The organism is Sphingorhabdus sp. 109 (genome assembly GCF_902506555.1).
Lineage (GTDB): Bacteria > Pseudomonadota > Alphaproteobacteria > Sphingomonadales > Sphingomonadaceae > Parasphingorhabdus.
Genome location: NZ_LR732707.1, coordinates 559,689 through 573,793 on the forward strand (window position 1 = coordinate 559,689; position 14,105 = coordinate 573,793).

Annotated in this window: 13 protein-coding genes and 1 tRNA gene; 13 read left to right on the top strand and 1 reads right to left on the bottom strand. The window is 55.5% G+C overall.

What is annotated here, in order from left to right; translation table 11 throughout:
* Nucleotides 1–39: 39 nt before the first annotated feature.
* The 12 genes from BOSE62_RS02780 to BOSE62_RS02835 all read left to right on the top strand — a co-directional run bounded on the left by BOSE62_RS02780 (nucleotide 40) and on the right by BOSE62_RS02835 (nucleotide 12,590).
* A complete protein-coding gene (locus BOSE62_RS02780) occupies nucleotides 40–612 on the top strand; it encodes a hypothetical protein (protein WP_159641804.1) in 573 nt (190 codons plus the stop codon).
* A 217-nt stretch (nucleotides 613–829) separates the two neighbouring features.
* Entirely contained in the window at nucleotides 830–1,081 is a 252-nt protein-coding gene (locus BOSE62_RS02785; RefSeq protein WP_159641806.1) for a hypothetical protein, read from the top strand.
* Complete coding sequence (locus tag BOSE62_RS02790; protein ID WP_159641808.1) at nucleotides 1,078–1,836, top strand: BRO-N domain-containing protein; 759 nt, start codon at nucleotides 1,078–1,080, stop codon at nucleotides 1,834–1,836. The genes BOSE62_RS02785 and BOSE62_RS02790 overlap by 4 nt, the downstream gene beginning before the upstream one ends.
* 71 nt (nucleotides 1,837–1,907) lie before the next feature.
* Complete coding sequence (locus BOSE62_RS02795; RefSeq protein ID WP_159641810.1) at nucleotides 1,908–5,141, top strand: hypothetical protein; 3,234 nt, start codon at nucleotides 1,908–1,910, stop codon at nucleotides 5,139–5,141.
* Entirely contained in the window at nucleotides 5,138–5,503 is a 366-nt protein-coding gene (locus BOSE62_RS02800; protein WP_159641813.1) for a hypothetical protein, read from the top strand. Before BOSE62_RS02795 ends, BOSE62_RS02800 begins: the two co-directional genes overlap by 4 nt.
* Complete coding sequence (locus tag BOSE62_RS02805; RefSeq protein ID WP_159641816.1) at nucleotides 5,503–6,300, top strand: hypothetical protein; 798 nt, start codon at nucleotides 5,503–5,505, stop codon at nucleotides 6,298–6,300. The genes BOSE62_RS02800 and BOSE62_RS02805 overlap by 1 nt, the downstream gene beginning before the upstream one ends.
* Before the next feature lie 4 nt (nucleotides 6,301–6,304).
* Complete coding sequence (locus BOSE62_RS02810; RefSeq protein ID WP_159641819.1) at nucleotides 6,305–9,565, top strand: hypothetical protein; 3,261 nt, start codon at nucleotides 6,305–6,307, stop codon at nucleotides 9,563–9,565.
* 4 nt (nucleotides 9,566–9,569) lie between these two features.
* Nucleotides 9,570–10,538, top strand: coding sequence for a tail fiber domain-containing protein (locus BOSE62_RS02815; protein ID WP_159641822.1), 969 nt, complete (start codon nucleotides 9,570–9,572; stop codon nucleotides 10,536–10,538).
* A 29-nt stretch (nucleotides 10,539–10,567) separates the two neighbouring features.
* A complete protein-coding gene (locus BOSE62_RS02820) occupies nucleotides 10,568–10,951 on the top strand; it encodes a hypothetical protein (protein ID WP_159641825.1) in 384 nt (127 codons plus the stop codon).
* Nucleotides 10,952–11,017: 66 nt separating this feature from the next.
* On the top strand, nucleotides 11,018–11,284 hold the full coding sequence (locus tag BOSE62_RS02825) for a hypothetical protein (RefSeq protein ID WP_159641828.1): 267 nt from the start codon (nucleotides 11,018–11,020) through the stop codon (nucleotides 11,282–11,284).
* A complete protein-coding gene (locus tag BOSE62_RS02830) occupies nucleotides 11,274–11,894 on the top strand; it encodes a glycoside hydrolase family 108 protein (protein ID WP_159641831.1) in 621 nt (206 codons plus the stop codon). The genes BOSE62_RS02825 and BOSE62_RS02830 overlap by 11 nt, the downstream gene beginning before the upstream one ends.
* 12 nt (nucleotides 11,895–11,906) lie before the next feature.
* Nucleotides 11,907–12,590, top strand: a complete 684-nt coding sequence (locus tag BOSE62_RS02835) for a hypothetical protein (protein WP_159641834.1) — start codon at nucleotides 11,907–11,909, stop codon at nucleotides 12,588–12,590.
* Nucleotides 12,591–12,886: 296 nt separating this feature from the next.
* Here BOSE62_RS02835 and BOSE62_RS02840 read toward each other — a convergent pair.
* Nucleotides 12,887–12,963: transfer RNA gene (locus tag BOSE62_RS02840), tRNA-Pro, on the bottom strand.
* Between the two features lie 183 nt (nucleotides 12,964–13,146).
* Here BOSE62_RS02840 and thyA point away from each other — a divergent pair.
* Nucleotides 13,147–14,079, top strand: a complete 933-nt coding sequence (gene thyA / locus BOSE62_RS02845; protein WP_443028801.1) for a thymidylate synthase — start codon at nucleotides 13,147–13,149, stop codon at nucleotides 14,077–14,079.
* The last annotated feature ends 26 nt before the right edge of the window (nucleotides 14,080–14,105 follow it).

Genomic DNA, 14,105 nt, shown 5'->3' on the forward strand with positions numbered 1-14,105 from the left:
TGTTGCTCACAATCAGAAAATCGGATATTTGGTTTTGTCATGAAAAAGATAGTATTTTTGTTATTGTTGATCCTGCCTATTTCCAGCTATGCTCAACAGCCTTCTTCAAGCTACTCGGGATCTGTCCAGATAGAGCGCGACGATTTTAAGAGATTCAATGCAATCCTTGGTCCTAATGTTGTTATCGCCGATAGAGGTCTGGATTCTCCAGAATATTATCTGATGGGACTATATTCGAAAGAGGGAATTGGGAAATATTTGACGTTAACCGTCAGGTCTAGCTCGTACTTCCGGTCCGAATATTATTCAATTAATATGCGGGGTGGTGAAGCGTTGGAATTGTCCGGACGTCCGTCGAGTAACGTGATAAGCTGTCGTCGAAGACAGTGTAACTATTTACTGCATACTTCGGCGAAAATCCCATTCAGCGTGGCTTTCTCAGACGAAACATTGAGGGCCGGGTTGGAGTTGAAGGCTATAAATGCTGTCGATGATCTTCAGTTCCATATCCCTGGAGAATATTTTTCTGCAATGTTGGCGGCGTTTATTTCAGTTGGTCATGATCCAAGGCCAGCACTGCCAGACGCCTCAACGCCTCCGGGCGAGAAATAGCTTCTTCCTGGTGAGATATCCAGGCGTCCAATTTTGCTAGCAATTCAGGGGGAACGCGAACCGCCAGTTGAGTGGCATCTACTCGGGGTCGCCCGCGACCTCTTTTTTTTCTCGTATCATTTATTGACGTGACCATTTTTTATTGATACGAGAAAAAGACAAGCCGGGCAAGTGCTGAAACACTGACCCGGCTCTAACCTGCAACATGGAGCAAGCCATGCAACAAGCTATCACGATAATTAGCACAGATGCCGAATGCGCGTCATCCGGTATTATTCATTCTCTTGCCGCCCCGGCAAAAAGCCGGTTGGAGGATATTGAACGGCGGCTTCGCCATACGAACGTCCTGATCGGCACATTGATCACCCACGCGGATGTCAGCGATGAAATGGCATCATTGTTGATGTGCATTGGTGAGAATGTGAATGGAGCGCGTCTGATCGCCGAGCAGCCGGGGGCAGGACTATGAGCGACCTGGCATTGCAAAGCTTTGGCTTCGAGGATCATCTGGTGAGAGTGATCGATCAGGCTGGTGCACCGTGGTTCATCGCGCAGGATATTTGTGCGGTGTTGGAAATAAACAACCACAGACAGGTTGTCTCTCGTTTGGATGACGATGAAAAGGGCGTCACTATTAGTGACACCCTTGGAGGGAGGCAGGAAGTTTCGATTATCTCTGAATCGGGTCTTTACGCTCTGATCTTTAAAAGTCGGAAGGCGGCGGCGGTCCGGTTTCGCAAATGGGTCACATCGGAAGTGCTGCCCACCTTGCGGCGGACGGGCGAATATCAGATGCCGGTCGCGAATGATGATGACCGTCCGGTGATATTGCCGTTTCTGGATTCCGCCGATGAAGTGGACCGGTTCCGGTCGGCTCTGGCGGCGGTCAGGGAATGCCGGATCGTGCACGGGCGCAGCAAGGCAAAGCGGCTTTGGCCTATCTTGGGGTTGCCGGAAGCGCCGAGGATAAGCATGAATGGCGTGCCGGAATTGAGCGCGCCGCGCAGCCGCAATATTGCCCGGTGGGCGGAGGAGCGGTTGGCATTCGAACCTGGCGCCCGGATCGCGGCACATGAGCTCCGCGATGATTATGAAAATTGGTGTGAGGCCAATGATGTATGCGCGGAGGGTGTCCAGATATTCTGGAAGTGCCTGACCGATTTTGGATATGCAAGTTTCCACAGCAATGGAAGCTGGCGACGGGATTGCCGTCTAAAAGACTGAATATTTGAATTTTTTGCAGAATAGCCTGCGGAGCGATTGCTTCGCGGGCTTTTACCATTTGGAGAACGGGCATGGCTGGTGAAAGTGATATTCTTGTCCGCCTTCGCCTGAAGGGTGAGGAGTTTAGCGCGGGCGTTAAGGATGCTTTTTCCGGTGTTGGTGATGAAGCGGAGAAGGCCGGCAGTGATGCCGGTGACCGGATGGCGAAGGGGTTTACCGCGAAACATGCTGCATTTGCAGCGGCGGGGGCTGCGGCCTTTGGATTGTTGGTCAAGGCGGTTAATGATTCGGTCGATCTGGGTGCCAATATCGCCGCATCGGCGCAGCAGATCGGGATCGGCACAGATGCCCTGCAGGAATATCAATATGTCGCCGAACAGGTTGGTGTGTCGCAGAGTGAATTGGAAGGGACGCTGCAAGAGCTGACCCTGACTATCGGAGAGGCAGCGTCCGGCAACAGGAAGTTTACCGAAGGATTTGCTGAACTGGGTATCGCGTTGACCGATACCGAGGGGCGCGGACGCACAACCGATCAAGTGTTTCAGGATATTATTAAAACGCTGGGCGCGATCGAGGATCCGTCCGAGCGCGCGCGGATCGGTACCCAGTTACTGGGAGAGGAATATCAGCAGCTTGAACCGATATTGGCACTCGGCGCGGACGGCGTTAGCGAACTGACCGATCGGCTATACAGTTTGAACGGGGTGTTGTCCGAAGAGGAAATTCAAAAGCTTCAGGAAACCAACGCCAAGTTCGACGAATTGCAGCGGATATTATCAATTAATATTGCCAGCACGGTTGCCGAAAATGCAGAAAGCATTATTTCCCTATCCAATAGTCTCGCCGATCTCGTAAAATGGCTTTTAACTGCGCATGATGCCTATAAACGTTTTTGGATCGCAGCCGGTCAAAAAGTCGATGGTATGCAGGGATGGACGGTCCTCGGTAAAGAGGCTCCGGGAGAGGCCGCGGCGCTTGCCAGGCTACATTACAAACAGCGGCAAGATTATCTAGATGGGCCCGTCGCCGGTTCTGCATCGGGCATATTCGGCGGAACGACTCCTGGTTCTGTAAGATATGGATCCGACACCCCGCGAACTGTTACACCCCCCGGCGGTTCATCTAGAGGTCGCGGGTCGCGCAAGTCCGGAGCATCCGCTGAACAGCGTGAGCAGGAGCGTGCGGCGAAGGCTCTGGCTAAGGAATATGAGCGCCTGGAGGGTTCCCTCGACCGACAGGTTGAATTGTTGCAGGATGCCTCGGAAATTGACGAAATAAGGCGTACCAAGGGTGAACTTGCCGCCGAGATTGCCAAGAAGCATCTGGATATCGAGCGGCAGTTCCCGACGTTGGTGGGTAAGTCCGCCGATGCAGTGGCCGAGCGATACAATATAACGGTGGCCGAGGGCCAGCAACTGCTCGACAATCTGGCGCTGACCAAACAGATGGCCGAACAGGCTAGCCTGGAAAAATGGTATGATCTGCAGGATAGTAATTTCAATGAAGCGATAGCCGATGCTGAAAAGCAGATCATTGAATCGCAAAAACGTGTCGCGGAGCAGCAGAGGCGGATTCAGGAGGAGCAGCTTCGCGACATCTCGGATTTCTATTACGATCTGTTTTCCGGCAACACCGGCAATATCTGGAAGGATTTCAAGAGGCAGGGTCTGGGTGTAATCTCCGATATCGCCGCGCAATGGACGCTGGCGCTATTGGCCGGAAAAGATACGTCCTTGGCCACCATCGCCGGCAATGTGATGGGTGGCCCGTTCCCCGGTGGCGGATCGCCATTGGGAAGCCTGTTAGGGGCTTTGTCCCCCGGAGGTAGTTCTGGTCAGGCAGCAAATGACAATTATCCGGTAAGTGGAGAGGCTCTGCGTTGGTATGAGCAGAGCATATTGCCGGGTGATCAGCCAAATAGCGCTCCTTCTAATGTGCCGGAGCCAATCAATGCGGGTTTCTCCAGTATTCTGGGGGGAGCGGGTATCGGTTTTGGTGTGTCCTCTTTGTCAGAGGTTTTGGGTCTCGATGGTTCCAGCACTGGCGGCGCGATCGGTGGCGCAGGAGGGTCGGCATTGGCAACTGCATTGTTTGGGGCTGGCGCGGGTCCGATCGGCGCGGCTGTTGGTGGTTTGCTGGGCTCTATCGTCGGGGGAATGCTCAAATCCACGAAGCGTGGGTCGGCCATTATCGGTGGTGTTGGTGATGGTCTTGGAATTACCGGATATTACGGGAACAGCAGTTCCCGTAAAGATGCTGCTGGCGGATTGGCGGGATCTGCGCTTGATAGTATCTCGTCTATTGCTGAGGCCCTGGGCGGCAATGTAAATTCTGCAAACGGACTGGTTTCCATAGGAATAAGGGATGGGAACTATCGCGTCGACCCGCAGGGTCGCGGATATACAAAGACTTCAAAATATCACGATGTCATGGACTTTGGCGAAGATCAGGAGGCCGCGGTTCGTGCAGCTATCGCCGATCTGATAGGCGACGGGGTCATCGAGGGTATTTCCGATGCATCGCAGAAAATTCTGCGCAGTGGTCAGGAAATAGAAACTGCTATCGAAAAAGCCGTGATGATCGAACAGTTGCCTGATCTGTTGCAGCAGCGGCTTGACCCGTTGGGGTATGAGCTGGACCAGATTTACGACAAGTACAAGCAGCTTGCCGACGTTCTGCGTGAGGGCGGAGCGAATGCAGAACAATTTGCCCAGGCACAACAATTGTGGGAACTGGAAAAAGCAGATGCAATCGCCGCGATTGGCGGCGCTAGCGACGGTTTGAAGGAATTTCTGTTGTCGCTAAACGCCGGATCGGGAAGCCCGTTATCCTTGCGGCAGCAGCAGGTAGAGGCAGAGGCCGCTTTGGCCCCCTATATTGCCCAGATCAGGGAAGCGGAGGCCGCCAAGGCCGAGCTGGACCGTTTGCGCGCGGCAGGCGGGAGTGCGTCCGATATCGAGGCAGCAGAAACGGCGGCACGAATCGCTGCGCAGAAAATCGACCAGAGCGGGTTCCAGGACAGCGGGTCATTGCTGCTCAACATCTCCCGCCAGATTGATGCGAGCGGCGCCGGATTTTTCACCCAGTTTGACCGTATCCGTGATCTTACCAATAGCGCGATTTCGCTGATCGACAATGCGGTGCCAATCCGGGATGCGGCGCAGGATCCGTTTACCGAAGCGACCGCCAATATTTTGAGCGATCACACCGATTTACTGCACAGCATCAACGATAATCTGGTCAAATATCTGTCGGGCAGCACCAATGGTTCGTTTGATTCGCGCAACTATGCGGTGTCACGATGACCGCAGTGGCAGCAGATATTGTCGCCGCGCGGCGGGCTGCACGCATTGTGAAGCGTGAAGATACGGCGACGAAATCATCCTATCCCGGTGCGCGCGACAATTTGGAGAGCCCGTCTGCCGGATATTTTGACAGTCAGAGTGACGCGATGGCAGCGCTGAATATCGAAGGGGCATTGACCGGCGTCGCGCGACGCCGTTTTGCCGTGCGGGCGCAGGAAATGGATATATTGGACCCGGCGTCCGACGGTATCCCTTCCTATCGCCTGATAGATAGCGAACAACAGGTTGATACGCCGTGCCTGGTATCGAGGGTTGTGGTCGATCTGGAAACCGAAACCACCGATTGGGAGTTATTTGGCTGATGACAAATGCCATGATCATCGAGCCGCTGGCGATGTCTTCGATCAGCGCCAGCAACACCGCATCCGGTTATGATGCCGGGTATCTGGATAATGACTTTATCGGAGTGGTGTGGAGATCAGAAAGCGGGCTTTCCAGCGTCACGGTGACGGTCGATATGGGCAGTGACGTCGCGTTCGATACCGCATGTCTGATCGGCTGTGTTGGGGCTCAGGCAGGGTGGACATTGCAAGTGAAGATTGCAGCGGCTGCACAGGGTAGCGGCTTTGCCGGCGCATGGACCGGTAGCACAGAGGCTTTTCTGGCTGGCACGGTGTCACCGCGAAACGGGCGCTGCAAGGCGTTGTGGATGGCGCCGTCCGGTGCGCCAGCGGTTGGCCGTTATATCCGGTTCACCATTGCTTCTCTGAGCGGCATGCCAGTGACTATTGGCCGAATTGTGATCGGGCAAAAAATCCAGCTGGCGCGCAATTTTTCCTTTGGTGCCGCCCTTGGTGTAAACGCGCTGGGGAATGTTGATTTTTCGGTCAATGGTGTGCCGTTGCGTCGGCGTGGCAGCAAGATGCGGGCGATCGGCATCAGTTTCGGCCATGTCCACCGGGATGAAGTGGAGGATAAGGTCCAGCCATTGCTGGAGGCGTCGGGCAATGACACGCCGGTCATGGTAATTACGGATCCGGATGCTCATGCGCAGCGGCAATCGCGGATGTATTTCGGGTTCCTGGTAGGTAATATCGGAACCGTCTGGGCCCGGCCCAACGGTTTTCAAGCGCAGATCAACCTGGTCGCGATAGACTGATTCCATGAAAGCATATCTGATCCAGATCGATGCACGGGACAGTGCAGGCGACCCGCTGACCATGCGTTTCTCCAGTCATGATGACGCCGGGTTGTGCCATTATGGCGGCCATACATGGTGGCCAGCAATCGCGCGGTTGCCGTCGCTTAGCTATGATTTTTTTGACGGCGGATTTCGGGGTGATATCAGTAACCCGTCGGACAGTTTCTCGGCGTCGATGCAGGCCTATCCCGATATGGCGTCGGCGATCTGGTCCGATGCGACGGTGACCATTTTTCAAATGGATTTTATCGATTTCGAACCACCCCGAGCGATATCGCTGGACGGACATATTGTCGTGCTGGCGGGTTACAGGCCGGTCTTGCAGGTGAGTCAGATAATGAATCTGACCACGATATTTGCCGGACGGGTCAGGTCCCAGCCCCGGTTCTCAAACGGCACAGCAGAGGTCAGCTTCGAGAGTGACAGTCGCTGGCTGGATGAACCATTGTTGCAGACCTATACCGGTGGCGCTGGTATCGAGGGCCCAGAGGATCTGGAAGGGCAGGCCAAGCCGTTAATGCTGGGGGCCCCGCGATTTGTTCCTGGTGTCCTGATCGATGCAGTGGACAATGTCTATCAACTGTCCGCATATGGCATGATCCAAGGCGTCGAGGCGGTTTTTGACCGGTTATCGAGCCTGGGGGCCGCTGGCGGTGATTATGGCTCTCTTGAAGCGCTGCTGGCTGCGGACATTGCCAATGGCAGTTGGGCCACCTGCAATGTGCTGGGTTTGGTCCGGCTTGGAGCGCCGCCGGATGGTCAGGTCAGTTTTCATGTCAGCGGCGACGCTGTGGGAGGATGGTCGCGTCTGCCCGGGGATATTATCGCCCGGATCGCCAGCATCGCGGGTGGATCGCTTTCATCTGTCTCACGGACCGCGATCAACAGTGCGCGTCCGTATAATCTATCGCTGGCCATTACCGACCAGATTACTGCGCGGGAATTGATCCAGTCCATTGCCGCGAGCGTAAAAGCGGTTGCCGGGGTCGACTGGACAGGCAATTTGTTTGTCGCACCGGTTGGGGTCACGAGCGCGGTAAAGACGTTGAATGCGGATGGTAGTGCATTGCCACCAATTGCGGATGTTTCCCAGTTGCCGGTGGATCCCCCGTTCTGGAGGTTGGCGACAGAATGTGAAAAAACATGGGTTGTCCATGGTGACGCGGATATAGCCTACCAGTATAATTTTCGCGGTGCCTATGCCGTCGCCAGGGTCTACCGCCTTGATGATGTTGTCAGCACCGATGATGGATCCACGTGGCGGTTTGTAGGGGTTGATCCAGTTGCCGGATCAACGCCATCCGACAGCAATCCGGACTGGGAACGGCGCAGTGATGCAACGGTGGTGGATTTTGCGAATGTTGGCGGCGATAGTCGGCCAGAGGATGGCGCGACCAGGAACCAGGCGCGCGGTAATTATGAGGCGGGGACGGAGTATATACCCGGGGATAGTGTCGTCTGGACTGTAGCAAGCGGCGGGACTGGCCATAATTATACCCGGATCGGGGCAGGGGCCACCACCGGTACATCGCCTTCTGATGAAACAAAATGGGCACTGACTGTTGAACGTGGCGACACCGGTTCTTCCGGCCTTAATTCTGCTTCCGTATTCCTTTATCGCCGCAGCGCGACTGAGCCAGACCTTCCGAGCACCACATCCACCTATACCTTTGCCACGGGCGTTCTGACTGGCTTCAATAACTCGTGGAGCACAACGGTTCCTGCCGGCACGGATCCTCTCTATGTCACGACTGCGAGTGCTTCGGGGACCGGCGCGACGGACACGATCGCAGCTGGTGAGTGGGCTAGCCCGACGATTATGGCGAGGGACGGTCTGATCGGTGAAGATGGACCGCCTGGCGACAATGGAGTCGATGGCCTCAACAACGCAGTCGTTTACATCTATCAGCGGAAATCGACCGAGCCGTCTCTACCATCCGCGACCGTGACATTTACATTTGCGTCGGGCGCTACAACCGGTTTGGACAATGGCTGGCAGGCAACCATTCCTGCCGGCACGGACCCTCTCTATGTCAGTACCGCAACAGCAAGTTCAAACAGTGCGACCGACACCATCGCTTCCGGAGAATGGGCGGCCGTATCATTGATGGCACAAAATGGAGACAAGGGTAATTATGTCGATATTCTGTTCTATCCGCCTGGTCCGGAACCGGCAACGCCCACCGGGGCCAGCCCTGCGGGATGGAGTAATCAGCCTGTCGAAGGCGGATATTATTCAAGGGCTGAAAAACGGGCGAGTGATGGAGCTCTAGTGACAACCTGGTCTGTTCCGGTCAAGCTAGGTTCATTTCGCAACCGGGGTGCGTGGAACGGGACCGACACCTATTATCCGGATGATACCGTCCAATATGGCGGCGGGACCTATGCGGCGGCGACAGAAAACACGAACCAAGCGCCGAGCGGCACTGATCAGGACAACGCGAACTGGTATGTGGTGGCCGCGCCAGGTTCGCCGGGAACGCCGGCCACACCGCCGAGTGCATTCACGGACACGATCGACCTGACAACGCAAACGGGGCCGGTCAATCTCCGGACCCTCGCCGATGCTGCCGGCTATACCGGAATGAGTGACGCGACAATCACGTTCAATGTCCCGACCGGTGTAACGATCACCGGTGGCGCCGGTGGATTGAACGGCATCACGACTGGCACTTGGCCCAGCGGATATACGATAAACCTCGACCTGAGCGTCACCGGCAAGGTCTATGGTGGCGGTGGCAAGGGTGGCAATGGCGAGAGCGGCGATAACGGCGGCACGAACGGTGGAGCCGGTGGCGATGCGGTCTACGCGCTGGAAGATCTCGATATCACCGTCAACTCAGGCGGTGAGGTCAAGGCGGGCGGCGGCGGCGGCGGCGGCGGCAAAGGCACAACCATCTATGTCGCCGAAGAGCCGATCTTTTACGGCGGTGGTGGTGGCGGCGGTGGTGCACCGAACGGCGTGGGCGGAGCTCGCGGCAACAGCGATGGCGGCACACAGGCCAGCAACGGTTCGCCGGGCACAACGGGTGGCGGTGGCGCCGGTGGCGCGCTTGGTAGTGCCACCTATTCATCTGCAGGCGGAAATGGCGGCGGCTTTGCCACTGCCGGATCTAACGTAGCGTCCGGAACCAACGGCGGTGCTGCCGGCTATGCCATTCGCAAAAACGGAAACACGGTCAGTGTGACCAACAATGGAACCATCACAGGAACGCAAGGATAATATTATGGCAGATGAACAGGATTGGGCAGCATTCGCGGATCAGGATCACCTGAAAGAAGATGACACGCTGTTGGCCCGAACATCGGGTGGGGGCGGGGTTGAAATCCCAGGCGAGCATATCGTCGCCCGGCGCGGGGATGACGAACCGTTTCACGCGCCTGGATTGCTGCAGGGCGGGTTTGGCGCTGAAACCATATCTGGTGGGGTGGATGATTGGGATGATGCTTCGAATGCAATTTCCGGCAGCGGGAAAAGGCTGATGAGGACTGGTGATACAAATCACCCTCCAAAAGACGGCTATTATCATCCCTTCACTTTCGAATATGACACCAAGGACGGTAGCAATGCCAAGATGACGCAGATTGCGATCCCATATTTGACCAACAGCACGATCTTTTACCGGATCAAAAATAGTACGTGGTCGGGATGGGAGGAAGTTCTGTCCAGTATGCAGAACGGAGATTTTCGTCCGTCGACGGACGGGGTGGGCAATCTGGGCTTCACTAATGCTCGTTTCGATACGGTTTATGCTACCACCGGCTCGATAAGCACCTCCGATGAGCGCGAAAAGACCTGGCGCGGGGCGATGACCGATGATGAATATGCGGCCGCGCTGCAGATCATTGACGAACTCGGTTTCTATCAGTGGAACGACAGCATCGCAGCAAAGGGGCAGGATGCCGCGCGTTTCCACTTCGGCCCTCGTGCGCAGCGAGTGTTCGCGATTCTGGACGAACATCTGGGTGAAGATGCGTGGCATCACTACGCATTCGCTTGCTATGATAGCTGGGAAGCCGAATATGCTGAAGTTCTTGATGACAAAGGTGATATTGTTCCTGGCGAGCAGGGCGGTTTGATCCGGGAAGCCGGGGATCGTTATGGCATCCGGACCGAACAGCTCACCATGTTCCTGCTGGCGGCGCAAGCGCGCCGGCAATCTGCGCTTGAAGCGCGGATAGAGTTGCTCGAATGAGCCGTCTACCACCATCAAATGTGAGTAATATGCCTGTGCCAGAAAGCCATACAAAAACACTGGAAATTGAAGTTTTGCGGCAGATAACCGACGCGCTCCACCGCGCGGCCGACCGTGGCGATCGCACCGAGTCAAAATTGGATGATATCGGAAATATTCTGCACAAAGTGGATAACCGACTGACCGTGATCGAGAACAATAGTCTTGATCGTGAAGTCGAGAGGAACCGTGTTTCAATCGCCAATCTGGACAAGCGGGTGCTTTATCTGGAAGCATCAAACCTTCGCCGTGAAGGCGCGATGGGAATAGTCGAGTGGGGAGTGAAAAACTGGCCGGCGATTATCGGCTTTTTCATTCTCATCGCGATCATACTGGAAGTGACCGGACAGATAAATATTGGCGTTCGCCGCTAACCGGTGACTTTGAAAATTTGGACTAATCTACCCGCCACCGAGCGGGTTTTTTTATAGGAGATCGACATGAATATTGAAGAATTTCTCGCTGATTTGAAGGCGTGGTGGCAACTGCGCAGCATTCAACTGGCCGGCTTGATCGCCGCTCTTTCCGGCGTCCTTACCGCCAATCCGGAACTGCTGGTCGGCCTGTTGGGTGTGATCCCGGTCGACCCTTGGATCCGCTTGGTATTCTCGATTGGCGTCGGCGGCGTCGTCTTTTTCGTGCCGTTCATCGCGCGGGTCTGGCCGCAGGATATAACCATTCCAAAGGACGGGTCCGATGGCAAATAGTGTTCCCAAAAAGTCCGGTGTTGGCGCCGGTGCTGCCGTGTTGCTCATCCTGGGGGTGATATTCGGTCATGAGGGCGGTTTTGTGGATGACGCCAATGATCCCGGTGGAGCAACCCGCTACGGCATCACGGAAGCCGTGGCTCGCGCTAACGGATATGAGGGCGCAATGTCCGTGCTGCCGCTCGAGACAGCAAAAGATATCCTGATATCCCAATATATCAAGAAGCCGGGTTTCATGCCCTTGATCGAAATTGACCCGGCTCTTGCCCATGAAGTGATTGACAGCGGGGTAAACGCCGGCCCCCGCCGACCGAGTTGCTGGTTTCAGGAAGGTCTCAACGCCTTCAACAACCGCGGCGAGATATATCCGGACGTTAAGGTCGATTGCGACATTGGCCCGGCCACCATCGGCGCGTACCGGATATTGCGATCGAAGCGCGGTCCCTTGGCCTGCGAATTGATGATGAAATATCTCGATGGGAAGCAACTCGACCACTACGCCAGCCTCGGCCGTAACAACAGCAAGTTCGAAACATTCATGGTGGGCTGGGTACGGACCCGGATCGGGAATGTGAAATTCGAGAAATGCTACAGCGGCGAAGCGGTCTGACAGGAGATTGAAATGTCCATAGTGTCAAAACTCGCCGGCATGGTCCTGCCGCCACCGTTCAATCTTATCGCTGCCGGTCTGGGGTGGATCAAGGATATGATCGTCAAGGCCGCGAAATGGGCGATCGAGCATCCGTGGCAGGCGGCCTGCCTGTTTCTGGCACTATGGATGGTTGTGGTCCAGACCCGCACCATACCGGCCAAGGACCGGGAGATAGCGGTACAGGCCGGCGCGAAGAATATCCTCGCCAAATGGTTCGTCGCAGAACGGCGCGCCTATAACGAATTAATCATCAAGGTCGAACTGGCGCGCAAGGTCGCGGCCGAGCTCGACCGGCAGAATGTCGAACGCTTCAAAAAGGAAGCCCAATCCAGAATATCGGAGATTGAAGATGAAAATATCGAACTGCGCGATAGCAATCGCCGCCTTGTCGCTGACCGCCTGCGGGCCGGATCGGTACGAACCACCAGCGTCGGTATCAGTGGTGGCGGAACAACGGACTTGCCCGTCATTTCCGACATGCCCGGAGGGGCTGTGTCAGGAACCGGAGCGGCCGTCATTTCTCAATCCGACGCCCTGATTTGCGCTGATAACTATTCGAACCTGACCAGCCTGATCTCCGCATGGAAGGCGGTTGAGGTGGTTGATGTGAATGGGGCGATCTTAGAAGGCTTACCTAGCCATGATAAGATGTGATAGTCATGTGGAAATTGCGAATCATCATGAATTCGCGAAGGATTTCTGTCTAGGTGAGTGTTCCGTGTCCGAGTTTCCTCAACTCGAATTCTCAAAAAAAGATGTCGTGCGCGGATCCGTTGCTTGTTTCTGCATTCGAACATCCCTCTTTTAGAGCGCGCCGACTAGCCGCGTCGCAAAAACATGTGGAGAACAAACTGTACGGGATTTGTACGACCGATGAAAGAAATTCGCGGTTTGTTCCTGCAAGTTTCTACAGGGTTGAGTTTAGCGATGGCGGAAAACTGGGCGGAAATTGGTCGGGAAGAGAGGATTCGAACCTCCGGCCCCTGCGTCCCGAACGCAGTACTCTACCAGACTGAGCTACTTCCCGATCCGCTTGTTAATCCGCTGCTGCGGATGCGATATATTGCCTATATGCTAGGATGATTTGCGGTTCAAGCCATCCTCAGCCTGTCTCGAACAAACAGTGCCGATAATATCTCCCGCCGGATTGGGTTGAGCATATCAGCATTGCGGTCTAGCGTTTGCCGGGCATTGGTAGGAGGTTGATGGTTTGATTCCCGGACAGCATTATGAGCAGCAATATCTCGACCTGATGCGGCAGATCTGGACGCATGGGGACGAGCGGATTGACCGCACCGGTGTTGGCACGCGCGCGATTTTCGGGGTGACGATGCGTTTTGACCTCGCCGATGAGGCCATTCCCTTGCTCACCACCAAGCGTGTGTTCTGGAAGACGGCGGCTCGGGAGATGCTCTGGTTCCTGACCGGAGACACCAATATCCGCGAGCTGGTCAAGCAGAAGGTCCATATCTGGACCGACTGGCCGCTCGACAAATATCGCAAGGAAACCGGCGAGCAGCTGGACCGCGACACATTTGAACAGCGGATTGTCGAGGATGATGGTTTCGCTGCAAAATGGGGAGATCTGGGGCCGGTCTATGGCAAGCAATGGGTCGACTGGCCGCGCTATACACCGGCGGGCGAGGGACTATATCGGCGGGAGGAAACGGGATTTAACCAGATTGCAGCTCTGATCGAGGGTATCAGGAAAAATCCGGGGTCCCGGCGCCACATCTTCACCGGCTGGAATGTTGCCGAGCTGGACCAAATGGCTCTGCCACCCTGCCACAAGACCTACCAGTTTTATGTCTCTGGCGGAAAATTGTCGGGACTGCTCTATCAGCGCAGCTGCGACCTTGGTCTTGGCTTTGCTTTCAACGTCTTTTCTGCCGCGCTGCTGATCCGCATGATCGCGCAGCAATGTGATCTGGAGCCGGGGGAACTGGTATGGAATGGCGGGGATGTCCATCTCTATCTCAATCATGCCGATCTGGTGGAAGAGCAGATTGCGCGTACGCCATCCGGTGCCCCGAAACTTAAAATCCTGCGCAGGCCCGATTCGATATTTGATTATGATATCGGTGATTTCGAGGTCCAGGATTATCGTCCCCAGGCGCATATTTCCGCGCCGGTAGCCGTCTGACCGGCGAAAAGGGCAGGGAGATTGAC

Bases quoted from the DNA above. Each gene is read 5' to 3' on its own strand.
- BOSE62_RS02780 (WP_159641804.1), top strand. From the start codon at position 40: ATGAAAAAGATAGTATTTTTGTTATTGTTGATCCTGCCTATTTCCAGC.
- BOSE62_RS02785 (WP_159641806.1), top strand. From the start codon at position 830: ATGCAACAAGCTATCACGATAATTAGCACAGATGCCGAATGCGCGTCA.
- BOSE62_RS02790 (WP_159641808.1), top strand. From the start codon at position 1,078: ATGAGCGACCTGGCATTGCAAAGCTTTGGCTTCGAGGATCATCTGGTG.
- BOSE62_RS02795 (WP_159641810.1), top strand. From the start codon at position 1,908: ATGGCTGGTGAAAGTGATATTCTTGTCCGCCTTCGCCTGAAGGGTGAG.
- BOSE62_RS02800 (WP_159641813.1), top strand. From the start codon at position 5,138: ATGACCGCAGTGGCAGCAGATATTGTCGCCGCGCGGCGGGCTGCACGC.
- BOSE62_RS02805 (WP_159641816.1), top strand. From the start codon at position 5,503: ATGACAAATGCCATGATCATCGAGCCGCTGGCGATGTCTTCGATCAGC.
- BOSE62_RS02810 (WP_159641819.1), top strand. From the start codon at position 6,305: ATGAAAGCATATCTGATCCAGATCGATGCACGGGACAGTGCAGGCGAC.
- BOSE62_RS02815 (WP_159641822.1), top strand. From the start codon at position 9,570: ATGGCAGATGAACAGGATTGGGCAGCATTCGCGGATCAGGATCACCTG.
- BOSE62_RS02820 (WP_159641825.1), top strand. From the start codon at position 10,568: ATGCCTGTGCCAGAAAGCCATACAAAAACACTGGAAATTGAAGTTTTG.
- BOSE62_RS02825 (WP_159641828.1), top strand. From the start codon at position 11,018: ATGAATATTGAAGAATTTCTCGCTGATTTGAAGGCGTGGTGGCAACTG.
- BOSE62_RS02830 (WP_159641831.1), top strand. From the start codon at position 11,274: ATGGCAAATAGTGTTCCCAAAAAGTCCGGTGTTGGCGCCGGTGCTGCC.
- BOSE62_RS02835 (WP_159641834.1), top strand. From the start codon at position 11,907: ATGTCCATAGTGTCAAAACTCGCCGGCATGGTCCTGCCGCCACCGTTC.